This is a genomic window from Allobosea sp. P4_E12, from assembly GCF_056401655.1.
In genome coordinates this window covers 40,776-64,141 of the sequence record NZ_JBFUIY010000018.1, presented here as the reverse complement: position 1 = coordinate 64,141, position 23,366 = coordinate 40,776, and the positions used below count along the sequence as shown (strand labels likewise).

Annotated in this window: 22 protein-coding genes; 10 read left to right on the top strand and 12 right to left on the bottom strand. The window is 64.8% G+C overall.

Annotated features, from left to right (window positions below; translation table 11 throughout):
- Positions 1-95: 95 nt before the first annotated feature.
- The 5 genes from AC1DW9_RS22290 to AC1DW9_RS22270 form a co-directional block, all read right to left on the bottom strand.
- On the bottom strand, positions 96-743 hold the full coding sequence (locus AC1DW9_RS22290; protein ID WP_476855186.1) for a hypothetical protein: 648 nt from the start codon (positions 741-743) through the stop codon (positions 96-98).
- Positions 744-748: 5 nt separating this feature from the next.
- Complete coding sequence (locus tag AC1DW9_RS22285) at positions 749-1,780, bottom strand: zinc-dependent alcohol dehydrogenase (protein WP_476855185.1); 1,032 nt, start codon at positions 1,778-1,780, stop codon at positions 749-751.
- Positions 1,781-1,789: 9 nt separating this feature from the next.
- The gene (locus AC1DW9_RS22280; protein ID WP_476768430.1) at positions 1,790-2,803 is read right to left on the bottom strand and encodes a tripartite tricarboxylate transporter substrate binding protein; all 1,014 of its coding nucleotides are present in this window, start codon (positions 2,801-2,803) and stop codon (positions 1,790-1,792) included.
- A gap of 90 nt (positions 2,804-2,893) precedes the next feature.
- Positions 2,894-3,796, bottom strand: a complete 903-nt coding sequence (locus AC1DW9_RS22275) for a LysR family transcriptional regulator (protein WP_441505776.1) — start codon at positions 3,794-3,796, stop codon at positions 2,894-2,896.
- Positions 3,797-3,827: 31 nt separating this feature from the next.
- Positions 3,828-5,648, bottom strand: coding sequence for an IlvD/Edd family dehydratase (locus tag AC1DW9_RS22270; RefSeq protein WP_441492460.1), 1,821 nt, complete (start codon positions 5,646-5,648; stop codon positions 3,828-3,830).
- Between the two features lie 366 nt (positions 5,649-6,014).
- Between AC1DW9_RS22270 and AC1DW9_RS22265 the strand changes: the two genes are divergently transcribed.
- Both AC1DW9_RS22265 and AC1DW9_RS22260 read left to right on the top strand, forming a co-directional pair.
- Positions 6,015-7,199, top strand: coding sequence for a pyridoxal phosphate-dependent aminotransferase (locus AC1DW9_RS22265; RefSeq protein ID WP_476775529.1), 1,185 nt, complete (start codon positions 6,015-6,017; stop codon positions 7,197-7,199).
- 2 nt (positions 7,200-7,201) lie between these two features.
- Positions 7,202-7,534, top strand: a complete 333-nt coding sequence (locus AC1DW9_RS22260) for an NIPSNAP family protein (protein ID WP_441505815.1) — start codon at positions 7,202-7,204, stop codon at positions 7,532-7,534.
- A gap of 20 nt (positions 7,535-7,554) precedes the next feature.
- Here the strand turns inward: AC1DW9_RS22260 and AC1DW9_RS22255 are convergent, their stop codons facing one another.
- Together AC1DW9_RS22255 and AC1DW9_RS22250 are read right to left on the bottom strand one after the other, a co-directional pair.
- The gene (locus AC1DW9_RS22255) at positions 7,555-8,448 is read right to left on the bottom strand and encodes a tellurite resistance TerB family protein (RefSeq protein ID WP_476775530.1); all 894 of its coding nucleotides are present in this window, start codon (positions 8,446-8,448) and stop codon (positions 7,555-7,557) included.
- A gap of 106 nt (positions 8,449-8,554) precedes the next feature.
- The gene (locus AC1DW9_RS22250) at positions 8,555-9,034 is read right to left on the bottom strand and encodes an Lrp/AsnC family transcriptional regulator (protein WP_441505779.1); all 480 of its coding nucleotides are present in this window, start codon (positions 9,032-9,034) and stop codon (positions 8,555-8,557) included.
- A 117-nt stretch (positions 9,035-9,151) separates the two neighbouring features.
- Here AC1DW9_RS22250 and hppD point away from each other — a divergent pair, with 117 nt between their 5' ends.
- Complete coding sequence (gene hppD / locus AC1DW9_RS22245; RefSeq protein WP_441505780.1) at positions 9,152-10,285, top strand: 4-hydroxyphenylpyruvate dioxygenase; 1,134 nt, start codon at positions 9,152-9,154, stop codon at positions 10,283-10,285.
- Between the two features lie 134 nt (positions 10,286-10,419).
- On the top strand, positions 10,420-11,742 hold the full coding sequence (locus AC1DW9_RS22240; protein ID WP_441492455.1) for a dicarboxylate/amino acid:cation symporter: 1,323 nt from the start codon (positions 10,420-10,422) through the stop codon (positions 11,740-11,742).
- Positions 11,743-11,847: 105 nt separating this feature from the next.
- Here AC1DW9_RS22240 and AC1DW9_RS22235 read toward each other — a convergent pair whose 3' ends face one another.
- The 3 genes from AC1DW9_RS22235 to AC1DW9_RS22225 form a co-directional block, all read right to left on the bottom strand.
- Complete coding sequence (locus tag AC1DW9_RS22235) at positions 11,848-12,525, bottom strand: AprI/Inh family metalloprotease inhibitor (RefSeq protein WP_441492454.1); 678 nt, start codon at positions 12,523-12,525, stop codon at positions 11,848-11,850.
- Between the two features lie 134 nt (positions 12,526-12,659).
- Positions 12,660-13,619 (bottom strand): 2-hydroxyacid dehydrogenase, encoded by a 960-nt coding sequence (locus tag AC1DW9_RS22230; RefSeq protein WP_441505781.1) that lies wholly within the window; start codon positions 13,617-13,619, stop codon positions 12,660-12,662.
- Between the two features lie 171 nt (positions 13,620-13,790).
- On the bottom strand, positions 13,791-14,552 hold the full coding sequence (locus tag AC1DW9_RS22225; protein WP_441505782.1) for a FadR/GntR family transcriptional regulator: 762 nt from the start codon (positions 14,550-14,552) through the stop codon (positions 13,791-13,793).
- 258 nt (positions 14,553-14,810) lie between these two features.
- On the opposite strand from AC1DW9_RS22225, the gene AC1DW9_RS22220 reads away from it, so the two are divergent.
- The 5 genes from AC1DW9_RS22220 (at position 14,811) to AC1DW9_RS22200 (ending at position 20,255) form a co-directional block, all read left to right on the top strand.
- The gene (locus AC1DW9_RS22220) at positions 14,811-15,863 is read left to right on the top strand and encodes an ABC transporter ATP-binding protein (protein WP_069878780.1); all 1,053 of its coding nucleotides are present in this window, start codon (positions 14,811-14,813) and stop codon (positions 15,861-15,863) included.
- Between the two features lie 179 nt (positions 15,864-16,042).
- Complete coding sequence (locus tag AC1DW9_RS22215; RefSeq protein WP_441492451.1) at positions 16,043-17,362, top strand: ABC transporter substrate-binding protein; 1,320 nt, start codon at positions 16,043-16,045, stop codon at positions 17,360-17,362.
- Positions 17,363-17,491: 129 nt separating this feature from the next.
- Positions 17,492-18,391, top strand: coding sequence for a carbohydrate ABC transporter permease (locus AC1DW9_RS22210; protein ID WP_441492533.1), 900 nt, complete (start codon positions 17,492-17,494; stop codon positions 18,389-18,391).
- A gap of 11 nt (positions 18,392-18,402) precedes the next feature.
- On the top strand, positions 18,403-19,308 hold the full coding sequence (locus AC1DW9_RS22205; protein WP_441505783.1) for a carbohydrate ABC transporter permease: 906 nt from the start codon (positions 18,403-18,405) through the stop codon (positions 19,306-19,308).
- Between the two features lie 47 nt (positions 19,309-19,355).
- On the top strand, positions 19,356-20,255 hold the full coding sequence (locus AC1DW9_RS22200; protein ID WP_441505784.1) for an NAD(P)-dependent oxidoreductase: 900 nt from the start codon (positions 19,356-19,358) through the stop codon (positions 20,253-20,255).
- A 7-nt stretch (positions 20,256-20,262) separates the two neighbouring features.
- On the opposite strand, the gene AC1DW9_RS22195 is transcribed toward AC1DW9_RS22200, so the two are convergent.
- Entirely contained in the window at positions 20,263-21,342 is a 1,080-nt protein-coding gene (locus AC1DW9_RS22195; RefSeq protein WP_441505785.1) for a LacI family DNA-binding transcriptional regulator, read from the bottom strand.
- 98 nt (positions 21,343-21,440) lie between these two features.
- Here AC1DW9_RS22195 and AC1DW9_RS22190 point away from each other — a divergent pair, with 98 nt between their 5' ends.
- Positions 21,441-22,358: an NAD(P)-dependent oxidoreductase gene (locus AC1DW9_RS22190; RefSeq protein ID WP_476775533.1), complete on the top strand. Its 918-nt coding sequence runs from the start codon at positions 21,441-21,443 to the stop codon at positions 22,356-22,358.
- 13 nt (positions 22,359-22,371) lie between these two features.
- Here the strand turns inward: AC1DW9_RS22190 and AC1DW9_RS22185 are convergent, their stop codons facing one another.
- The gene (locus tag AC1DW9_RS22185) at positions 22,372-23,286 is read right to left on the bottom strand and encodes a DMT family transporter (RefSeq protein ID WP_441505787.1); all 915 of its coding nucleotides are present in this window, start codon (positions 23,284-23,286) and stop codon (positions 22,372-22,374) included.
- Positions 23,287-23,366 lie beyond the last annotated feature (80 nt).

Here is a 23,366-nt window from a genome sequence, read left to right as displayed (position 1 = left end):
GCGATGCCCCATACTGTCCGGGCGCGTGCCGTTTGTCAGCCCTTCACGTCATGCGTCAAGGCTCGGCAACGATGCGCAACCGGCATGGAGGCCGATCAATAGGCTGCAATCAGCTCGTAGATGAAAGCCGTGAGACCGGCCGGGCTCGGAATCCTGGAGGCAAGAGCACCGCGCAGGAGCGCAGGCAGTGCCTCCCGGTCTGTGCCGCTGAGCAGGGCAATGCCATGCGCTGCACTCGCATCCTGCGTTGTGGGAAAGGCGGGATGGGGCCTGGCCGCCAGGGCAACGCCTGTTCGGACCGAGAGGACGCCAGAACGCCCGATCAGGTCCACCAGGCTCGGTGGCGGCACCGCCTCTTCACCGCTGACCTGCCATGTCACTCCAGCGAGATAGCGGCCGAGGCCACGCCCGGCCCGGCCCGTCTCACGATAGACAGAGCGGCTGAACGCCCCCATGGCCGGTCGCATCCTGCGCGTTTCCGGGGTCGGATTGGCAAGCAGATCGAGATATTCGGGCGTCTCCAGTGCCTCTGCCGAGCCGAGGTCGTAGAGCGTCAGATAACGGGCGGCGGCGCCACGCCCCCCGACGTAGCGCATCGCGGCGAGGAAGCCGGGCATCGTCAGCCGCTCCGGGACATGCTCGCCCCCGTGCCAGGCCTCGTAATCCAGGCGCATGGCCGGGTCGACGCTGTTGCCGATCGCCAGGAAGACTGGTCCGGGCCAATCGGCCGAACCTGACGGCATGCCCGTCATGGCCGCAGGACGATCTTGGATGCAGTGCGACGGCTTGCTCTTGCAAAGGCGTCGAGCCCCGCTGCGAGCGGCATCTCTTCACTGATCATCCGCCGGATGCGCTCCTGTTGCGCAGCCATGAGCGCGATCACCCGCGGCCACGTTGCCAATGGCGAGCGATAACTCCCGCGAATCTGCTGGTGCCGCCGCACAAGCGCCGTCAGGTCGATTGGCGCCGGACGGGGATGAATCCCGCAGATGACAAGGACACCGCGCAATGCAAGCAGATCGATCGCCTCCGGCACCACTACCGGTGCGCCCGCGGCCTCGATGATCACATCATAGCTGACAGGCAGGCCGACGCGCGTGAGCGCCTCTCGCAAGGTCGTCCCGGCCGTGTCAACCGTCTCGGGAAAGCCGAGTGCCTCGACGGTGGCGAGGCGGACCGCGTCGTCGCGCCCAGCCACGACAACCCGCGCTGCACCAGCCACCTCGGCGGCCAGCGCCGCCCCTTGCCCGATCGTACCGGGCCCGATGACCAGCACCATATCGCCCGGTTTCACCCCGCCCGTATCGACGGCCTCGGTCGAAACCGTCATGGGCTCGGCGAGTGCCGCAACCGCATCATCGAGCTCATCGGGGAGTGCGATACAATTCTCTGTTGGAACGGCGGCAAGGGCTGCAAAGCCGCCATTGCGAGCAATGCCGATGCCGGTCCGCATGGCGCAATCCTCTGCCCGTCCTGAGCGGCAACGCTCACAACGCCCGCAGACGACGGAGGGACGCACCACCACGCGTGTCCCGACCGCGATGCCGTCGGTGCCTTCACCGAAATGCCGGACGCGGCCGACGAACTCGTGCCCGAGCGTGACCGGCATTGCGGCCGCCATCGCTTCGTACCCGCCCGACCAGTCCGCGATATGGAGATCCGTGCCGCAAAGACCTGCAGCCGTAACCTCAAGCAGCACTTCGCCGGGACCGGCACTCGGCTCGGATATCTCACCGAGCCAGAGCCCGGGCGCGGGGGYGGTCTTGCGAAGCGCGAGCATGAACCGCTCTCACTCGACCTTGATCGCAGCCGACTTGACCACCTTTGCCCAAGTTTCGGCATCCTTGGCCATGAACGCCGCGAGTTCGGCCGGCGTGCCGGGTGCCGGCTCGGCGCCGATCTCGACCAGGCGGGCGTTCACATCGGGCCGGGCCAAGGCCGCATTGATCGCGGAATTGAGCACCTGCACCACTTCGGGGGCCGTTCCCTTGGGGGCGACGAGGGCGACCCAGGCCGAGAGGTCGTAGCCGGGATAGCCTTGCTCGGCGACAGTCGGCACATCCGGCAACAGCGAGGCACGCTTGCCCGTGGTCACCGCGAGCGCCTTCATCGTGCCGCCCTTGACGTGGCTGGAGGCGCCGGCAAGGGTCGAGAACATGACGTCGATATTGCCGCTGATCGCATCGGTCAAAGCTGGCGCTTCGCCGCGATACGGCACATGCTGGACCTTGGTATCCGAGACCAGGCCGAAGAATTCTCCAGCCAGATGCGCGACCGTGCCGGTGCCGCCCGAACCGAAGGTGATCGGCCGCTTGCTCGCCTGCCCATGCGCGGCCAGTTCCTTCATCGTATTGGCCGGATAGGATTTCCCGGCCGCAACAACGAAGGGCAGCTTCGCGATCATCGCGACCGGGACGAAATCCTTCTCCCAATCGAAGGGCACAGTCGCCTTCAGCGCGGGATTGATCACCATCGTGGTCGGCGCAGCGAGCAGCGTGTAGCCGTCGGGCTCCGCCTTGGCGACGGTCTGGGAGCCGAGGATCGTGGCAGCACCGCCGCGGTTCTCGATGACGAAGCGCTGCTTGAGCACGTCGCCCGCCGCTTCGGCAACGACGCGCGTCACGACATCGACGCCACCACCTGCGGCAAAGGGCACGACAAGCTGCATGGCCCGCACCGGATAGGCCTGGGCCCGCGCCGGCCCGGCAGCCGTTGCCGCAAGCAGCCCGAGCGCCGCCGCCATCGCCTCACGCCTGCTCAGGGGGCCCGGCCGGATGGGGGTAAGCGCCAACGGGTCCGTCATGATGTTTCCTCCTGCTCTTATTGCAAACGACAAGGCCATCGATGGGGAGGGGCGACAACAGCGAATCCTGCGTCCCGCGATAGCCTGAGGCTATAGATCAGCCCCGACTTTTGAGATCTCGGCCCGCAAGGCCGTCTCGAAATGCTGGATCAGGCGACTGCGCGCGCGTTCGACATTCCGATGCAGGAAGACCTCGTACTGGGCCGGGTGATCGAGCGGCAGAAGCGCGACCACATCGCGGTTGGCCGCCAGCGCGCTGAAACGGTCGACGATGGCAAGACCGAGCCCCGCCTCGGCAAGCGCAATCGCGGTTTCGGCGAAGCGGGCGACATGCGTCCGCTCCGGCACGACGCCACCGTCGCGCAGCACCGCGTCGACGACCTGACCATGCACGGATTGTGGCTCGAACACGATGATCGGAATACCAGCCAGAGCCGAGGGCGACAGGCGCTTGGCCGAAGCCAGCGGCCAGTCACGCGGACACACGGCAACCGCCTTGCCGGTCCCGACCGATATGCTCCGGATTCCCGCATGAAGAATAGGGAACAAGGTGACGGCACCCTCGCCCTGAGCCGAGAGCAGATACTCCATCACCTGGCTGACCGACAGGATATCGAGATGCAGGCTGAGCCCGGGATGGTCATTCAGCAGGCTGGCGGCTGCGCGCGGGATCAGGACGCGGCCAATGCTCGGCGAAGCGCCGAGACGGAGCGAGCCGGTATCGGCCCGCGCCAGCCTGAGCGCCCGCGCCAAAGCGCCTTCGAGCTGGTCGAAGGCGATGTCGACCTCACCGAGAAGACGATGCGCCTCCGCCGTCGGCGTCAGGCGGCCGCCATGCCGGTCGAACAGGGCAAACGCGCAGATATCCTCGATCCGCCGCACCGTCTTGGTCACGGTCGGCTGGGCGATACCGAGATCGCGCGCCGCACCGACGATGGTGCGAGCGCGCATCACGGCGCGGAAGACCTCGATCTGCCTCAGCGTGAGCAGCAAAGCGGCGCGCTCCTGCGCCAGCGACGACCGACTAGTGATTGTCGCGCGGAACGCCGAACTTCTTGTGGATTTTCTGGTACTTGACCGCCGGCTTCAGCACCATGCCCTCGGAGAGCTCGCCAACGATCTTGCGCTGGATCTCCTGCCAGGGGGTCTGGCTCTTCGGATATTTGTAGCCGCCGGCCGCCTTCAGCGCGACGCGGCGCTCGTCCAGCTCCTTGTCGGAAATCAGGATGTCGGCCGTGCGCTTCTTCAGGTCGATGCGGACCTTGTCGCCGGTCTTCAGCAGCGCAAGTCCGCCGCCGGTCGCCGCTTCCGGCGAGGCGTTCAGGATCGAGGGCGAGCCCGACGTGCCGGACTGGCGGCCGTCACCGATACAGGCCAGCGCCGTGATGCCCTTCTTGATCAGGTAATCCGGCGGCCGCATGTTCACGACCTCGGCCGCGCCGGGATAGCCGATCGGCCCGACGCCGCGAATGAAGAGCACGCTGTGCTCGTCGATCGCGAGCGACGGATCGTCGATGCGGTGGTGGTAATCCTCCGGTCCGTCGAAGACGATTGCCTTGCCCTCGAAGGCCATTGGGTCCTTCGGGTTCTCGAGATAGCGCTTGCGGAATTCCGGCGTGATCACGCTGGTCTTCATGATCGCGGAATCGAACAGGTTGCCGCGCAGATTGAGGAAGCCGGACTGCGCCTTCATCGGCTCGTCATAGGCCTTGATGACCCGACGATCGCCGGAGAAGAAGCCTTCGCAGTTCTCGGCCAGCGTCTTGCCGTTGGCGGTGATGGCGGGCTTGATCTTGCCCTTGGCGACGAGCTCGGCAACGACCGCAGGCACGCCGCCGGCGCGGTAGAAATCCTCGCCGAGATATTCGCCGGCGGGCTGCAGGTTGACCAGCAGCGGGATGTCGTAGCCGATCGCAGTCCAATCCTCGTTGTCGAGTTTCACGCCAATATGCTTGGCGATGGCGTTGACATGGATCGGCGCATTGGTGGAGCCGCCGATCGCCGAGTTGACGACGATGGTGTTCTCCAGGGCTTCGCGTGTCAGGATCTTCGACGGGATCAGGTTCTCCCAGACCATCTCAACGATGCGCTTGCCGGTGTGGTAGGCCATCTCATAACGGTCGCGATAGGGCGCCGGGATGGCGGCGCCGCCGGGCAGGGTCATGCCCATCGCCTCGGCCAGCGAGTTCATGGTCGAGGCCGTGCCCATGGTGTTGCAGTGGCCGGCCGACGGAGCCGACGACGCCACCAGATCGACGAAGCCGCGATAGTCGATTTCGCCGGCGGCCATCATCTGGCGCGCCTTCCAGACGATCGTGCCCGAACCGGTGCGCTCGCCGCGGAAATTGCCGTTCAGCATCGGCCCGCCCGGCAGTGCGATGGCCGGGATGTCGACCGTGGCGGCCGCCATGATCTGTGCCGGGGTGGTCTTGTCGCAGCCGGTCGTCAGCACGACGCCGTCGAGCGGATAGCCATAGAGGATCTCGACGAGCGAGAGATATTGCAGGTTGCGGTCGAGGCTCGCGGTCGGGCGCTTGCAGGTTTCCTGGATCGGATGGATCGGGAACTCGAAAGGCACGCCGCCCATCTCGCGGATGCCGTCGCGGACGCGGGCGGCGAGCTCGATATGATGGCGGTTGCAGGGCGCGATATCGGAGCCCGTCTGGGCGATGCCGATGATCGGGCGGCCCGACTGCAGCTCTTCGCGCGACAGGCCGAAATTCATGGTGCGCTCGATATAGAGCGCGGTCATGTCGGCATTGGCGGGATTGTCGAACCAGGCCTTGGAGCGCAGCTGCTCCGGCTTGATCTTGCGGACCGACTTCCTTGCAGGCGTCTTGGCCATCCCCGTCATTCCCTCTCGCACCGGCGCGCAGCCTTCGCGCCGCGTCCGCCATGGTCTTTAAATCGATTTGACCAGCCAATCATGCCGATCGCCATGCGCGCGACAAGAGCCAAATTCGACCAAATCGCGTCACCTGCATTCTGCATACAGCACACAAATTACTTCGCCAATCCATGCAGATGCCGGCTGCGCAGGAAAGGTCGCCGCCCTGCAGTTTGCAAGTGTTCCAAATGCGCGGGCGCCCGGCGGCCGGTGCAGACGGCGGGCTTGCATCGCCGCTGCGTTTCCGGCCAAGACAGCGCACCACGACAGCGCAAGGCCCACGACAGGGCCGCCTCGTCGAGAGCTTGCAGAGGAAAACGCACCATGACGCTGCAGACCGTCTCCTCCTTCGCCCGGATCGGCGAGGAAAACGCTTTCGCCGTGCTGGCACGAGCGACCGAGCTGCAGCGCAAGGGCAAGGACATCATCAATCTCGGCATCGGCCAGCCCGATTTCCCGACGCCCGACCACATCGTCGAGGCCGCGGTGAAGGCGCTGCGCGACGGCCATCACGGCTATACGCCGGCCAATGGCATCCTGCCGCTGCGCGAGGCGGTCGCCGCCGACCTGCACAAGCGCTTCTCGGTCGACGTCTCGCCGGAAGAGGTGATGATCGTGCCGGGCGGCAAGGTCACCATGTTCATGGCGATCCTGATGTTCGGCGAGCCCGGCGCCGAGATCCTTTATCCCGATCCCGGCTTCCCGATCTATCGCTCGATGATCGAGTTCACCGGCGCGACCCCGATCCCGGTACCGATCCGCGAGGAGAACGGCTTTGCCTTCTCGGCCGAGGAGACGCTCTCGCTGATCACGCCCAAAACCCGGCTGCTGATCGTCAATTCGCCGGCAAACCCGACCGGCGGCGTCACGCCGAAGGCCGAGGTCGACAAGCTCGTCGCCGGGCTCAGCCGCTTCCCCGATGTCGCGGTGATGTCGGACGAGATCTACGACCAGATGCTCTATGACGGCGAGAAGCACGTCTGCCTGCTGAGCTATCCCGAAATTCGCGACCGGCTGATCCTGCTCAATGGCTGGTCCAAGACCTATGCCATGACCGGCTGGCGCATGGGGTTCTCGGTCTGGCCGAAGCCGCTCTACGACAATGCCCGCAAGCTCGCGGTCAATTCGCATTCCTGCGTCAACGCCCCGGCGCAATGGGCGGGGCTCGCCGCGCTCACCGGCCCGCAGGACGCGGTGCATGCCATGGTCGCAGAGTTCGATCGGCGCCGGAAGGCGGTGGTCGCCGGCTTGAACGCCTTGCCCGATGTGTCCTGCGCCGTGCCGAAAGGCGCCTTCTACGCCTTCCCGAATATCTCGAAGACCGGGTGGAAGGCGAAGAAACTGGCCTCCGCCCTGCTCGAGGATGCGGGTGTCGCGACGATCGGCGGGCCCGATTTCGGCATCCATGGCGAAGGCTATATCCGCCTGTCCTATGCCAACTCGCTGGAGAACATCGAACGCGCGCTGGAGCGGATGAAGAGCTTCCTCGCCAACGCGAAGGCAGCATGACGATGATCACCTGCCATTTGAGCTATATCGTCGATCCCTACCAGCTGCCGGCCTTCGAGGCCTATGGCAAGCTCTGGATCAGGCTGGTCGAGAAATTCGGCGGCAAGCATCACGGCTATTTCATGCCCTCGGAAGGCACGTCGAACGTCGCATTGGCGATGTTCAGCTTTCCGTCGCTTGCGGCCTATGAGGAGTATCGCACCGCCTCGTTCAGGGACGAGGAATGCCTGGCGGCCGTGGCGATGAACGAGAAGCACCGCTTCATCATCAGCTATGAACGCTCGTTCTTCCGACCGGTCTTCGAAGACGATCAGGGTGCGCGCCGCGCACCCTGATCGCGCCGATTGGAACGGCGTCAGGCTTTCGCCGCGCTCGCGGCCGCGTCGATATTGGCGACCAGTTCGGCATCGAGCCCGACCGAGCCCGCAAGCCCGGCGAGGAAGTCCTTCTCCGCGGGCGTATCAGGATTGATGGCGATGCGAGCCGCCGTGTAGATCTGCGCCGCGAGTTCCGGCGTTTCCGCCGCTTCGGCGAGGACATCGACCGAAGCCGGATTGGCCATTTCATGGGCGAGCCAGGCATTGGCTTCGGGATCGAAACCGGCGTCGCGCAGGCCGCCGAGAATGGCATTGCGCTCCTCGGTGTCGATATGACCGTCGGCGGCAGCGGCTGCGATCATCGCCCGGATGAAGATCAGGGCCGTTGCCTCGCTTGCGGCCTCCGGCTCGAAACCGGTCCCGACTGGTGCCGGCAGAACCTCCTGACGCTTCAGATCGAGCAGGGGTTTGCCGGCTTGATGGTTCTGGTAGGCCTTGTAGGCGAGGCCGCCGATCAGCGCGAGGCCGCCGAGTTTCGCCGCAGAGCCGGCAACCGAACGCCCTGTCGAGGAACCGAAGAGCAAGGCGCCGAGGCCGCCGAGCACCGCAGTCGCCACGGCCGGATTGCTGCTGAACATCCCCTTGGCCTGTTCCAGCAACTGGTCGGGCGTCTTGCCGCCGGAGACCTGGCCGAGAACGTCGCTCGCCTTCTGCTCCAGCCCTGTCTGGCGCGCGGCATCCTGCATGCCCTGCGTCGCCTGGCCGAGCACGCTGCCGACGAGGCCGCCAATGCCACCCGAACCACCGGCCTGCTGAACCTGTTGCGCCAGATTGCCCAGCATTCCGCCGAGCCCCCCGGACTGGCCGGCCTGCTGACCGGCTTGATTGCCGGCGCTGACCAGCGCGTCCAGCAGAGATTTTGCGTTGAACATCGAGAGGCTCCCTCGTTTAGGCCATTCACCGCAAAGCGGCGGCGTAACCTGCACCCGGGTCACGGGCTTCACAAGCCGCCCCGCATGGAAGGGAACCTTGACGCGATCATGACGAAGGCAACGGCAGGAGCCCCGGCTCCTTCAACGTCTCGAGCGCGATTTCCGAGCGGACCCGCGCGACGCTTTCATGCGGCATCAGGATCTCGTTGACGAAGCGCGAGAGCTCCTTGAGGTCGCCGACCGCAACCTTGAGCAGATAATCCGCCTCACCCGTCAGGGCATGCGCCTCCAGGATCGCGGGAGTCAGCCTGACGAGATCGCGAAAGCGGCGGGCATTGTCACGCGAATGAGTGTTCAGCGCGACATGGATGAAGACGGTCACGCCGAGCCCGACGGCTGCCGGATCGATCAGCGCGCGGTAGCCGCGGATCGTCCCCTCCTCCTCGAGCCGTTGGCGCCGGCGGGAAATCTGGCTCGCCGACAACCCGACCTTCTCGGCCAGCGCGCCATTCGTCAGGGAGGCATCCTGCTGGAGCGCATCGATCAAGCGCCAGTCGAAGGAATCGAGACCGCTCACATCACGCACCGTTGGTGACCTCCCTGCACAAGTTGTGCGGATCTCGCGCCATGACGCGGCATTTTGCAAGCTCCTTGCCTTCGCCGTGCGCGACCATGTCGGCAATCCCATCGAGAGGAGAACGCCATGGGTCCATTTCCGCACGACACCGCCCCTCCCGCTATTTCCGAGGTCAATCCGATGGGAACGGACGGATTCGAGTTCGTCGAATACGCCCATCCCGAGCCAGAGAAGCTCGGCCCGCTCTTCCAGCAGATGGGCTTCACCGCCGTCGCCCGGCATCGCTCCAAGAAGGTCACGCTGTACCGTCAGGGTGACGTGAATTTCGTCGTCAATGCCGAGCCGGATTCCTTTGCCCAGCGCTTTGCGGCCGAGCACGGCCCCTGCGCTTGCGCCATGGCCTTCCGCGTCGTCGATGCCAGGCATGCTTTCGAGCGCGCCGTGTCGCTTGGCGCCGAGCCCTATGAAAGCAAGGTCGGCCCCGGCGAGATGCAAATTCCCGCCGTGAAGGGCATTGGCGGCTCGATCCTGTATTTCGTCGAGCGTTATGGCGCGAAGGGCTCGATCTGGGATGTCGATTTCGAGTGGATCGACGAGCCGGATCCGCACCCGGAGCAGGCTGGTCTCTATTACCTCGACCACCTCACCCACAACGTCCATCGCGGCCGCATGGACCATTGGGCGGGCTGGTATGGCAAACTCTTCAACTTCCGCGAGATCCGCTTCTTCAATATCGAGGGCAAGCTCACAGGCCTGATCTCGCGCGCCTTGACCTCGCCCTGCGGCAAGATCCGCATCCCGATCAACGAGTCGCTCGACGACAAGAGCCAGATCGAGGAGTACCTGCGCCAGTACAAGGGCGAGGGTATCCAGCACGTCGCGCTCGGAGCCCACGACATTTACGCCACCGTCGAGCAGCTGCGCCGCAACGCCCTGCCCTTCATGCCGGCGCCGCCGGCAACCTATTATGAGCGCGTCGAGGCGCGCGTTCCCGGCCATGGCGAACCGGTCGAGCGGCTGAAGGCCAACGGCATCCTGATCGACGGCGAGGGTGCGGTTGCGGTCGGCTCCAAGGAGGGCCGGATGAGCAAGGTCCTGCTCCAGATCTTCTCCGGCACGGTGCTCGGGCCGATCTTCTTCGAGTTCATCCAGCGCAAGGGCGATGACGGCTTCGGCGAGGGCAACTTCCGCGCCCTGTTCGAGTCGATCGAAGAGGACCAGATCCGTCGCGGCGTGCTGAAGGTCGAGGCGGCCGAGTAACCTCCGCGATCGCGGCACAGGACGCGGCGCCGCCCCCCACGGCAGCGCCGCGTTTCGCTTGTCGGGGAGCCAAGACAAGCGTAGCATTTTCGGGAGCGCGCACGCAGCCAAGTGCGCGTCTCGAGGGACTGCCCATGTCGACAGCTGCGATCACGCGCGGTCATCAGGGTCCCTGGTGGACGCATCTCTACGTCCAGGTGCTGACCGCCATCGCGATCGGGGTGCTCGTCGGGCATTTCTATCCGCATACCGGCGAGGCGATGAAGCCGCTCGGCGACGCCTTCATCAAGGCCATCAAGATGATCATCGCGCCGATCATCTTTCTCACCGTCGTGCACGGCGTCGCGTCGATGGACGACATGAAGAAGGTCGGCCGCGTCGGCGTGAAGGCACTGCTCTATTTCGAGGTGGTGACGACGCTTGCGCTCATCGTCGGGCTCATCGTGATCAATCTCTGGAAACCCGGAGTCGGCATGAGTGTCGATGTCGGCGGGCTCGACACCAGCTCAATCACCGCGTTCACGGCCAAGGCGAAGGAGCAGAGTACCATCGGCTTCCTGATGGACATCATCCCGGCGACAGTGGTCGGTGCCTTCGCAACCGGCGAAATCTTGCAGGTGCTGTTCTTCGCCCTGCTCTTTGCCTTTGGTCTGCAGATGCTCGGCGAACGCGGCAAGCCGGTCCTGCACTTCGTCGACGATATCGCCCAGGTCTTCTTCAAGATCGTCGGCATCATCATGAAGGCGGCACCGATCGGTGCTTTCGGCGCGATGGCCTTCACGATCGGAAAATTCGGCATCGGCACGCTGCTGTCGCTGGGCAGCTTCATGGCCGCCTTCTACACGACCTGCCTCATCTTCATTTTCCTCGTGCTCGGCACGATCGCCCGGCTGCATGGCTTCAGCATCGTGAAGTTCATCGCCTATATCAAGGAAGAGCTGCTGATCGTGCTCGGCACCTCCTCCTCCGAGAGCGTCCTGCCACGGATGATCGCCAAGATGAGCTATCTCGGCTGCAAGGAGAATGTCGTCGGCCTGGTCATCCCCACCGGCTATTCCTTCAACCTCGACGGCACCTGCATCTATCTGACGATGGCCGCGATCTTTCTCGCCCAGGCAACCAATACCGAGCTGAGCCTGTCGCAGGAGATCGGCATCATCGCCGTGCTGCTGCTGACCTCGAAAGGCGCGGCCGGCGTCACGGGCTCCGGCTTCATCGTACTCGCCGCAACACTGGCCTCGGTCGGCACTATTCCCGTGGCGTCGATCGCCCTGATCCTCGGCGTCGACCGCTTCATGTCGGAGGCGCGCGCCCTCACCAATCTGATCGGCAATGGCGTCGCGACGATCGTCGTGGCGAAATGGGAAAATTCGCTCGACGAGCGTCGCATGCAGCGCATCCTCGCCAAGGAAGCCGATTACGACGCCGCCGAGCCCGAGCGCGTCGTGGCGGTCTGAGCGCTGCCAGATCATCTGACGGGATATCGTATCCAGCCCGATGATCTCACCTTTGTGTTTGCATCGGCTTTCCCGAAAACCGCGATCCACTTTTCGGGCCGATGCTTAGGGCGCGAGCTTGCGCAGCATCAGCGGTGCGCCCACCGCAGGGTCCTTGCGCCATTGGCCGTTCTCGAAGACGAGATCGACGCTGTGCCCCTTGCGTGCAACCAGCGAAAGGCGCCCGGCCGCATAGCGCCAACCGACGGGATCGAAGATCGTCAAGCCAGTATCGTCGCAGCGCCCGTCGAAACGGGCGGGAGCGCCACCCGGAGAATTTGCGGGGCCGGCCGCAAGCATGAGGCGACATCCCTCGCGGTTCTGCTGGCGCATCGTGACATAGCGGCCGGGCACGGCGTCGGTGGCAGGCGCGCCCGCAGGGTCGACAACGGTCGGCCGGGCCGCAGCGGTCGCGGCGCGCTCTGCCGCGCTCGGAGGCACTGGACGCGCGCTGCGTGGATGATCCTTCGGATCCAGCAGATAGTCCTGCCCGTCCGTGCCCTTGCCATTCAGGCCGGCGCCGGACTTGCTGAGCGTGATCACGGCCTTGCCGGCCTCGTCATTCAGGCGCAGCCCGCCCCCCTCAGCCACACTCCAGGACACAATCTGCCCGATAATGGGCAATGCGCGGCGGCAGGTGGCAGGGAAGCGCAATTGCCGCCCCTGTCCCGACTGTTCCGCTCCAAGGGTAATGGTGCATTGGCGCGGCGCGCCGACCTGTTCGAGGTTCCAGGCACCGATCATGGGGCGAACGGTGTCAGGCGCGGTCTCCGCTCCCTTCGGAAGCGGCGGCTTCTGCGCCTGTACGGGCCCCGCGAAAAGGACGCCCGCCACAAGCGGCAGGCATCCGCGCCTCATCTGAACCAAAACGTGGTGTCTCAGGCTTTCTTCCATGGTGTCTCGGCAACCGGCGTCAGAGGACCCCTGCCATCGAACCATGAAACCAGGTTGTCGACCAGAAGCTGGCCCATCTGTTCACGCGTATGCACCGATGCCGATCCGACATGCGGCAACAGCACCACATGATCCATCGCGATCAGTTCGGCCGGCACGCGCGGCTCGTCCTCGAAGACGTCCAGGCCGGCCGAAAGGATGACCTTGTTCTTGAGCGCCTCGATCAACGCCTGTTCGTCGACCACCGAACCGCGGCCGACATTGATGACGATGCCATTGGGGCCGAGCGCCTTCAGGACGTCGGCATTGATCATGTGATGAGTCGCAGCGCCGCCAGGCGCAACCGAGATCAGGGTGTCGACATCGGCCGCCATCTCGATCAGCGAAGGATAGTAGCGATAGGACACATCCGCCTGGCGGGTGCGGCCATGATAGCTGACCGGCAGGCCGAAGGCCTCGATACGCTGCGCCACGGCCTTGCCGATTCGGCCGAGCCCAACGATGCCGACCTTGCGGGTCCGCAGCGAGGTCGTCAGCGGATAGGCCTTCTCCAGCCACTTGCCGGCGCGCAGGTACCGGTCGACCTGCGGCAGCTGGCGCACCGTCGCGAGCAGCAGGCCGAGTGCCAAGTCCGCAACCTCATCGGTCAGCACGTCCGGAGTATTGGTGACGATCAGCCCGCGCTTGCCGGCTTCCTTGGCATCGACGGTGTCGTAACCGACGCCGAAATTGGCAACGATCTCCAGTTTCGGCAGGGCGTCGAACAGCGTGCCATCGATCCTGACATGCGCGCCGCCCCCGGCGACGCCACGAACCTTGCCGCCGATCTCCTTCAGCATGGCGGTCCGGTCCTCTGCCTTCCAGAGTTCATGCACCGTGAAACGGGCCTTCAACTGGTCGGCAGCATAGGCCATCAGCGGGCCGGTCATGATGATGTCGGTCATATCGTGAACTTTCGTCGGGCGTGAGTGTCAGAGCGGCTGGCTTGATTTCAATTCTTTAAAACGATTAGATCGCGAAACCTCAAGGCCTCCGCCACGCGGCATCGGCAGAGCAGTACTACACGGGCTGCAGAGCGAGAAAAGCGCGTCGTTGTCATATGTAGTATGACTTATTCAGGCGATTTTCGGGGTGCTCTGCTGTCCGGCCCATGCCAGGAAGGTGAGCGTGGTGTTCAGGCTGTCCGTTACCAGCGCACTCATCCGGGCCGCGGCGAGATCGCCGTCCCGCTGGATGATCGCATCCAGCACCCGCTCGTGATCGAACAGCGACGTGACATAGAACCCCTGATCGTCTCCCGACTTCAGCAGCAGCGACCATTGGATCGTCGCCGAGACGACGCTTGCCAGACATTGCAGCGTCGAATTCTGCGCGGCAGCGAGGATCGCCTCGTGGAAAGCCAGGTCGGCACGAATGGTTGCCTCGGCATAGGGCGGGTTGTCGATCATGCCGTGATAACCCGCCTGGATTCGTACGAGATCGGCGGGCGTACGCCGCAGGGCCGCAAGGCGCGCTGCGCTCGGCTCGACAAAACTGCGCAACTCGAACAGGTCGCGGATGAATTTCTCGTTCGGGTCGGCCTCGAAATGCCAGGACAGCACGTCGGGATCGAGCAGGTTCCAGCCGTCGCGCGGCGCTACCCGCGTGCCGCTCTTCGGGCGCGCCTCGACCAGCCCCTTCGCCGTCAGGTACTTCACAGCTTCGCGATAGGCGGTGCGCGAGACCGAGATTTCGGATTTCAGATCGGCTTCGTTCGGCAACAGCTCGCCGGCTTTGAACGTCCCTGAAATGATCGCGACCGCGAGCTTCTGAGCCACCTGCCCGAACAGGCGGTCGGGATTCAGGGTCGTCGGCCGCGAAAAGTCGCGCACCCGCATCTGCTGGCGTCCTCACCCGTTTTCAATCGCGCCCAAGCCGCCGGAAGGCGGTTTCATTGGAGCGATTCCGGCGCTTGACACGCCTGTCCGTATCGTATGACTTTATCGTAGATGAAACCCGGCGCAACAGGCACTGCCTGGTCTGCGGCGCTTTTCGTCGGTCGGTCACGAGAAGCCGACAGCAGCGGCGGTGCGGAGTGCCCGGACACGGGACGATACCGGACCCCAGAGGAAACTTAAGTCCGGGAGAGGGTTCAGATGGCCTCAGTCCAGATCGCTGATGTGCGCAAGGCTTACGGCTCGACGCAGGTCATCCATGGCGTCGATATCGACATCAACGATGGCGAGTTCGTTATTCTCGTCGGCCCCTCCGGCTGCGGAAAATCGACCCTTCTGCGCATGATCGCCGGGCTGGAGAATATTTCCGGAGGCGAGATCCGCATCGGCCCGCGCGTCGTCAACGACGTGCCGCCGAAAGAGCGCGACATCGCCATGGTGTTCCAGAATTACGCGCTCTATCCGCACATGACAGTGGCCGACAACATGGCCTTCTCGATGAAGCTGCGGAATGCCCCCAAGGCCGAGATCGACGAGCGCGTCAACAAGGCTGCCGGCATTCTCGGCCTCAACAAGCTGCTCGACCGCTATCCGCGCCAGCTTTCGGGCGGTCAGCGCCAGCGTGTCGCCATGGGCCGCGCGATCGTGCGCGATCCGCAGGTCTTCCTCTTCGACGAGCCGCTTTCGAATCTCGACGCCAAGCTGCGCGTGCAGATGCGCACCGAGATCAAGGAACTGCATCAGCGTCTCAAGACCACGACGGTCTATGTCACGCACGACCAGATCGAGGCCATGACCATGGCCGACAAGATCGTCGTGATGCATGACGGCATCGTCGAGCAGATGGGCGCTCCGCTCGACCTCTACGACCGGCCGAACAACCTTTTCGTCGCGGGCTTCATCGGCTCGCCGTCGATGAACTTCCTCAAGGGCAAGATCACCGCGGCCGGGTTCGAGACCGAGGGCGGCGTGATCTGGCCCATCGGGCAGCATCCGGCTGACTCGAACGGCAAGGCCGCGGTTTTCGGCATCCGTCCGGAGCACCTCCAACTCAACCCCAACGGCCTCAAGGCCGAGGTCGTGGTCATCGAACCGACCGGCTCCGAGACGCAGGTCGTCGTGCGCTGCGGCGGGCAGGAACTGACCTGCGTCTTCCGCGAACGCATCACGGCCAAGCCCGGCGAGACCATTGGCATCACGCCGGACACCAGCGTCACGCATCTGTTCGACGCCGCCACCGGCAAGCGTATCTGAGCTTCTGACTGCTGCGGAGGCCCGCGCCTGATTGCGCCTTGGCCCGCATGACATGACGTTACGACAGGCCAGCACGGACACCGGCTGGCCTGGCGCAGCCAAAAGAGCCGGCGATGACTTCCAGGGACGGGTCGCAGGCCACATAAAAAAGGTCCCTTCTTTCCGGGAAGGAACAACCAATGACGATTTCAAGACGCGATATGCTGCTGGGCAGCGCCGGCGTGGCTGCGGGCGCCGGCCTGATGGGGCACTTGGGGACCGCCCCCGCCTTCGCCCAGGCGGCCGCTCCAAAATTCACCCCCGAACCAGGCGCTCAACTGCGCGTGCTGCGCTGGGCCCCCTTCGTCAAGGGTGAGGAAGACGCCTGGCTCGCCAATACCAAGAAGTTCACGGATGCGACCGGCGTTCAGATCCGGGTCGACAAGGAAGGCTGGGAAGATATTCGTCCGAAGGCCGCCGTCGCCGCCAATGTCGGCGCAGGCCCCGACATCGTGCTCGTCTGGTTCGACGATGCCTTCCAGTATCCCGACAAGCTGCTCGACGTCACCGAGCTCGGCAATTATCTCGGCGGCAAATATGGCGGCTGGTATCCCGGCCTTGAAGGTTACGCCAAGAAGGACGGCAAGTTCATCGGCCTGCCGCTGGCTGCCATCGCAAACGCCGTGCTTTATCGCGACAGCTGGGTCAAGGAAGCCGGCCACTCGACCTTCCCGACCAAGACCGACGCCTTCCTCGATCTCTGCAAGGCGCTGAAGGCCAAGGGGCACCCCGCCGGCTTCACCCTCGGAAAGGGTGTCGGCGACGGCAACAACTTCTGCCACTGGCTGCTCTGGAGCCATGGTGGCCGAACCGTCGATGATGCCGGCAAGGTCGCGATCAACAGCCCCGAGACGATCGCGGCCATCAAATACGCCGCCGAGCTCTACAAGACCTTCATCCCGGGCACGGAAAGCTGGCTCGACATCAACAACAACCGCGCCTTCCTGGCCGGTGAGGTTTCGGTCACCGCCAACGGCGTCTCGCTCTATTACTCCGCGAAGAACGACCCCAAGCTCGCCGACATGGCCAAGGACATGAGGTCGGCGAACATGCCGATCGGCCCGGTGGGCCAGTCGGTCGAATTGCACCAGACCACCACCTGCGTGATCTTCAAGCACACCAAGTTCCCGCAGGCGGCACAGGCCTATCTCCAGTTCATGTACGAGCAGGAACAGATGCCGACCTGGATCACCCAGGCCAGCGCCTATTGCTGCCAGCCGCTGAAGGCCTACGCCAATAATCCGGTCTGGACCTCGGATCCGGTTCACACCCCGTATCAGAAGGCCTCTGAGACACTGCGCCCGAACGGCTATTCCGGCCCGCTCGGCTACGCTTCGGCTGCGGTGATGGCCGACTACGTTCTTGTCGACATGTTCGCGGAAGGCGCCACCGGCCAGCGGACGCCTGAGGAAGCGGCCAAGCGCGCAGAGGCACGGATCAACCGCTACTATCGCGTCTGATCGCTGCAACGAAACGGCGCGGCCACGGCCGCGCCCGCCGGCGGCGAAGAGCCGCCGGCCCTGCATCCGGGAGAGATCACCATGGCTGACACCGCAATCGCGCGGCCGGCGGAGCGTGCGAGACCTTCTATGCTGGCGCGGCTGGGCCAGAGCCGCAACGGACTCGGCATCCTGTTCATGGTGCCCGCGGCGATCTTCCTGATCGTCTTCCTCGCCTGGCCGCTGGCCCTCGGCGTCTGGCTCGGCTTCACCGATACCCGCATCGGCCGGGCGGGCGTCTTCATCGGGCTCGAGAATTACGAGTCGCTGCTGACCGACTCGGTGTTCCGGCTCGCGGTCTTCAACACCATCCTCTACACGGTCGTCGCCTCGGCCCTGAAATTCGCGCTCGGGCTCTGGCTGGCGCTGCTCCTGAACGAGCACCTACCCTTCAAGGCCTTCATCCGCGCCATTGTACTGCTGCCCTGGGTGGTGCCGACCGTACTCTCGGCGATCGCCTTCTGGTGGATCTTCGACACCCAGTTCTCGGTGATCTCCTGGGCTCTGAAGGAGCTCGGCCTGATCTCGACCAATATCAACTTCCTCGGCGACACCACGAATGCGCGCGCCTCGGTGATCGCAGCCAATGTCTGGCGCGGCATTCCCTTCGTCGCGATCTCGCTGCTGGCCGGCCTGCAGACCATTTCGCCCTCGCTCTACGAGGCCGCGATGCTCGACGGTGCAACCAACTGGCAGCGCTTCCGCTTCATCACCTTGCCTCTGCTCTCGCCGATCATCGCGGTCGTGATGACCTTCTCTGTGCTGTTCACCTTCACCGATTTCCAGCTCATCTACGTGCTGACCCGCGGCGGCCCGCTCAACGCCACTCACCTGATGGCGACCCTCTCCTTCCAGCGCGCCATCCCCGGCGGCCAGCTTGGCGAAGGCGCAGCGATCGCAGTCGCGATGATCCCCTTCCTGCTCGGAGCGATCCTGTTCAGCTATTTCGGCCTGCAGCGGCGGAAATGGCAGCAGGGCGGCGCGGACTGAGGACGCCAGCCATGACCGACATCAGTCAACCGACCGCCCCGCGCGTTCAGCTCACCGACGAAAGCGTCGGCACCAGCTACATGGCCAACCTGCCGCGTCGGCTGGTGACCACTTGGTTGCCGCTCATCGTCTTCATCTTCGTGCTGCTGTTTCCATTCTACTGGATGGGCGTGACGGCGCTGAAGCCCAATCACGAGCTGACGGATTTCAAGAGCCACAACCCGCTCTGGCCGGGCGAGCCTACGCTGCGCCACATCAAATATCTGCTGTTCGAAACTACATATCCGCACTGGCTGCTCAACACGATCTTGGTCTCGATCGGATCGACGATCCTGTCGCTCACCGCCGCCGTGTTCGCCGCCTATGCGATCGAGCGTCTGCGCTTCAGCGGCTCGCGGGTCACCGGGCTGGCGATCTTCCTCGCCTATCTCGTACCTCCCTCGATCCTGTTCATCCCGCTCGCCGTGCTGATCTTCGGCTTCGGCATCTACGACACCAAGCTCGCGCTGATCTTCACCTATCCGACCTTCCTGGTGCCGTTCTGCACCTGGCTGCTGATGGGCTATTTCCGCTCGATCCCCTACGAGCTGGAGGAATGCGCGCTCGTCGACGGCGCCAGCCGCTGGCAGATCCTGGTCAAGATCATCCTGCCACTGGCGGTGCCGGGGCTGATCTCGGCCGGCATCTTCGCCTTTACCCTCTCCTGGAACGAGTTCATCTACGCGCTCACCTTCATCCAGTCCTCGGAGAACAAGACCGTCGCTGTCGGCGTTCTCACCGAGCTGGTGCGCGGGGACGTCTATGAATGGGGGGCGCTGATGGCCGGCGCGCTGCTCGGCTCGCTCCCGGTCGTCATTCTCTACTCCTTCTTCGTCGAGCATTACGTCTCGTCGATGACCGGAGCCGTGAAGGAATAATCCAGCGGGGCCCGCCGGGCCCCGTTTGCGTTTGAGGGACTGCGTTCGTGAACGAGATCAAATCCATCGCCTTCGTCGGGCTCGGCGCCATGGGGGCGCCGATGGCCGAGAACCTCGTGAAGCGTCAGTTCCGGGTCACTGGCTTCGATATGCGCAAGAGCGCCCGCGAGGCGCTAGTTTCAGCCGGAGGCCACGCTGCCGAGAGCGCCGCGGCGGCCGCAAGAGATGCCGATGCGCTCGTCCTGATGGTCGTCAATGCCGCGCAGGCGCGCTCGGTCCTGTTCGAGGCCGGCGCCCTGGCGGCACTCGCGCCCGGCGCGAGCGTGCTGCTGATGGCGACCTGCCCTCCCGGCGAGGTCGAGGCGATCGCGACGGAGGTCACGAAAACCGGCCGTCACTTCGTCGATGCCCCGGTCTCCGGCGGCATCAGCGGCGCGCGCGGCGCGACGCTGACCATCATGGTCGGTGCGCCGCAGGAGAGTTTCGCACTGGCAAAGCCCGTGCTCGATGCGATGGGCGACAAGGTCTTCCATGTCGGCCAGAAGCCCGGGCAGGGTGCGACCGTGAAGACGGTCAACCAACTGCTCTGCGGCGTCCATATCGCGGTGGCGGCCGAAGCGCTCTCGCTCGCCGAGAAGGCGGGGATCGACGGCAAGATTCTCTTCGAGATCATGGGTGGCTCGGCTGCCTCGTCCTGGATGCTGCGGGATCGCGGTCCGCGCATGCTGCTGGAAGATGCCCCCGTCGCCAGTGCGGTCGACATTTTCGTCAAGGATCTCGGGATCGTGCTCGATGCCGGCCGCGCCGCCAGGACAGCACTGCCGCTCGCCGCCGCTGCACATCAGATGTTCCTGGCGAGCTCGGGCCTCGGCCATGGCGCGCGCGACGATTCGCAGGTCGTGCGCGCCTATCGCGCGCTCAACGCCAAACCCGCGAATGATCCATGAGCGGGATCTAGCGTTTGGGCGGTGTCGTCGTGCCCCGCACGACGAGCTCCGGCGTCAGCACGATCCGCTGCGTCGGCGCAGTCGGATTCTCGATGCGCCGGATCAGCAGTTCCGCCGATTTGCGGCCCATCTCGTCCTGGAAGTTCTTCAGCGTGGTCAGCGCCGGATACCACTGCGCCGCTTCCTGGACGTCGTCGCAGCCCACGAGCGAAAACTCGACCCCGGCCTCCAGCCCACGATGACGCAGGCCGAGCATCGCGCCGAAGGCGATGAGGTCATTGAAGCAGACGGCCGCGGTTGGCGGATTCTGCGCATCGAGCACCTTCTGAATGCCCTTGAGGCCGTTCTCGCGGGTGCCGATCGACGCATAGACCAACGCAGGATCAAGCGGAATCCCGTGCCGGGCGAGCGTCTCGCAATAGCCCCGATACCGGTTGCGGCCCGTCGAGATCAGGTTGTTTTCGCCGAGGAAGGCGATGCGCCGGTGGCCAAGACCGATCAGATGCTCCAGCGCCAGCACGGTGCCGTGATGATCATCCGACCCCACGAAATCGAGGTCGAGACCCGGAATCTCCCGGGAGAGCTGGACCAGCGGGACACCAGCCTCAATCAGATGGCCGAAGGTTTCAGCCGTGCTGCCGCCTGCGGCACAGATCACCATGCCGTCGGGTCGATACTCCTTCAGGGTGTTCAGGACCCGGTCCTGCCGCTCCAGGTTCTCCGCATAGGTACCGAGCAGGATCGAGCGGCCATGCGCCGTCGCCGTTTCCTCGATCGCGGCCAGGAGTTCGGCGAAATAGGGATTCGTGATGTCGTGGAAGCCGACGCCAAGGATATTGGTGCGGTCGGTCCTCAGCGACGCGGCGCTGCGGTTGTAGCTGTAGCCCATGTCGCGCGCGATCTGCTGAACCCGCAGCCGTGTCGCGTCCGCGACGAGAGGCGAGCCGCGCAGGGCCAGCGACACCGTCGCCGTCGACACCGAGAGATGGTCGGCGATGATCTGCAATGTCACCCGCCCACGGCCCGGCGCAGCCAGTCCCGCCTTCCCGGCTGGCCCGGCCTCGGGGGTGTGGCCGTTGCTGGTCATGACACGCCCTCTTCAGACGGAAGCGAAAGAGTCCCGCGAGTTTCAACCGGCCTGCGAAAGGCCGTCTGATCGAGTCCTTCTCATATAAGTCGGAGAAATTGAAGATGAGCACCGCGAAAGAGTCGATCGGCTTCATCGGCGTCGGCCTGATGGGGCAAGGCATGGCCCGCAATCTGCTCGACAAGGGCTTCCAGCTGACGGTGATGGGCCACCGCAACCGCAAGCCGGTCGAGGAACTGGTGGCGGCTGGTGCAACCGAGGCCAGGACACCGAAGGAACTGGCCTCGCAGGCGACGATCATCTTCCTGTGTGTGACCGGCTCGCCCCAGGTCGAGTCCGTGCTGAACGGCCCGGACGGCATCGTCGCCGGCGCCAGGCCCGGCACGATCGTGGTCGATTGCTCGACCTCAGATCCCGGTTCGACCATCCGCCTTGCCGCCGAACTCGAGGCGAACGGCCTGCATCTCTGCGACGCACCGCTCGGCGGCACACCGGCACAGGCCGCTCAGGGCCAGCTCTCGACCATGATCGGCGCCAGCGATGCGGTCTTCGCGCGCATCAAGCCGGCCTGCGAGGCCTGGGCGCAGAAGGTCGTCCATCTCGGCCCCGTCGGCGACGGCCACAAGATGAAGCTGCTCAACAACTTCCTGTCGATGGGCTATGGCGCGATCTATTGCGAGGCGCTCGCTCTGGCCCAGAAGATCGGCATCACGCCGCAGACCTTCAACAGCGTGCTCTCCGGCAGCCGGATGGATTGCGGCTTCTATCAGACCTTCATGAAATACGTGCTGGAGCGCGACCGTGACGCGCACAAGTTCACGCTGGTCAACGCGCTGAAGGATGTGCGCTATCTCGAAGGCGTCGCCAATGCGGCAGGCGTCCCGAACCCGATCGGCAACGCCGTCAAGAACGCCTATGCCTCCGCCGTTGCCAATGGCCGGGGCGATGATTACGTGCCGATGCTCTCCGACTGGATCGCCCAGCAGAGTGGCGTTTCGCTGGCGCCGAAGGACTGAGCCCTGCCAGTGCTCAATCGAGCCGGGCCGAGCCCTCGGGCACGGCCCGGACCCGCTCGCGATAGAGCAGATAGAGTCCCGACGAGATCACGATGGCTGCGCCGATGAAGGTCCAGCGGTCGGGTAGCTGCCCGAAGACGAGATAGCCGAGCGTGACCATCCAGACGATCTGCGAATAGATGAACGGCGCCAGCACCGTCGCGGGCGCCAGCCGGTGCGCCAGGATCAGCAGCCAATGCCCGAAGCCGCCCATGGCGCCGGTCACCAGCATCAGCGCCCAGGGCAACGGTCCATCCGGCCAGGTCCAGAACAGGGGAATGAGCGGCAGCAGCGCGACCGTTCCCGCGACGCCGGAATAGACCATTGTCGTCTCCGGCGGGTCGAAGGCCGCCAGAAGCCGGGTCGAGATCGAATAGAAGGCGTAGCAGACGACGCCGATCATGCAGAGCAGCGCCGCCGGATGCATGCCGCCAAGGCCAGGCCGTGTGATGACGAGCACGCCGATGAACCCGACACCGATCGCGACGAGCCGGCGCGGCCCGGGCCATTCGCCGAGCAGCGGCCCGGAAACCAGCGCCACCAGAAGCGGCGTCGCGAACATGATCGACACGGTCTCGGCGAGCTGCAGATATTTCAGCGCGAAGAAGTTCAGCGCCGTCGAACCGAGCAGCAGCAGCGAACGGACCGCCTGCAGCCAGGGCTTCTTGGTGCGCAGGATACCGGGATGGCTCCAGGGGTTGAGCAGCAGCGAGACCAGGATCATGCTGCCGGCATAGCGCGCGAACACCACCTGAAGCGGGTCCATATGACCGGCCAGCCATTTCGCGCTGGTATCGAGCAGCGAGAAGCACAGCACGGCACCGCACATCAGCCCGATGGCGATCAGGCGGGAGCGGCCCGTTTCCGGTCGATGGGAATAGGCGGGCAAAGGACCGTCCCGTCATGCGTGAGAAGAATGACGGAGAGAGATTTAACCGATTTAGGGAACGACGCCAGCGCCAGAGGGCA

Coding starts and splice junctions, on each gene's coding strand:
- AC1DW9_RS22290 (WP_476855186.1), bottom strand. CDS start 743: ATGCCGTCAGGTTCGGCCGATTGGCCCGGACCAGTCTTCCTGGCGATC.
- AC1DW9_RS22280 (WP_476768430.1), bottom strand. CDS start 2,803: ATGACGGACCCGTTGGCGCTTACCCCCATCCGGCCGGGCCCCCTGAGC.
- AC1DW9_RS22270 (WP_441492460.1), bottom strand. CDS start 5,648: ATGGCCAAGACGCCTGCAAGGAAGTCGGTCCGCAAGATCAAGCCGGAG.
- AC1DW9_RS22265 (WP_476775529.1), top strand. CDS start 6,015: ATGACGCTGCAGACCGTCTCCTCCTTCGCCCGGATCGGCGAGGAAAAC.
- AC1DW9_RS22260 (WP_441505815.1), top strand. CDS start 7,202: ATGATCACCTGCCATTTGAGCTATATCGTCGATCCCTACCAGCTGCCG.
- AC1DW9_RS22255 (WP_476775530.1), bottom strand. CDS start 8,448: ATGTTCAACGCAAAATCTCTGCTGGACGCGCTGGTCAGCGCCGGCAAT.
- hppD (WP_441505780.1), top strand. CDS start 9,152: ATGGGTCCATTTCCGCACGACACCGCCCCTCCCGCTATTTCCGAGGTC.
- AC1DW9_RS22240 (WP_441492455.1), top strand. CDS start 10,420: ATGTCGACAGCTGCGATCACGCGCGGTCATCAGGGTCCCTGGTGGACG.
- AC1DW9_RS22235 (WP_441492454.1), bottom strand. CDS start 12,525: ATGATCGGTGCCTGGAACCTCGAACAGGTCGGCGCGCCGCGCCAATGC.
- AC1DW9_RS22230 (WP_441505781.1), bottom strand. CDS start 13,619: ATGACCGACATCATCATGACCGGCCCGCTGATGGCCTATGCTGCCGAC.
- AC1DW9_RS22225 (WP_441505782.1), bottom strand. CDS start 14,552: ATGCGGGTGCGCGACTTTTCGCGGCCGACGACCCTGAATCCCGACCGC.
- AC1DW9_RS22220 (WP_069878780.1), top strand. CDS start 14,811: ATGGCCTCAGTCCAGATCGCTGATGTGCGCAAGGCTTACGGCTCGACG.
- AC1DW9_RS22215 (WP_441492451.1), top strand. CDS start 16,043: ATGACGATTTCAAGACGCGATATGCTGCTGGGCAGCGCCGGCGTGGCT.
- AC1DW9_RS22210 (WP_441492533.1), top strand. CDS start 17,492: ATGCTGGCGCGGCTGGGCCAGAGCCGCAACGGACTCGGCATCCTGTTC.
- AC1DW9_RS22205 (WP_441505783.1), top strand. CDS start 18,403: ATGACCGACATCAGTCAACCGACCGCCCCGCGCGTTCAGCTCACCGAC.
- AC1DW9_RS22195 (WP_441505785.1), bottom strand. CDS start 21,342: ATGACCAGCAACGGCCACACCCCCGAGGCCGGGCCAGCCGGGAAGGCG.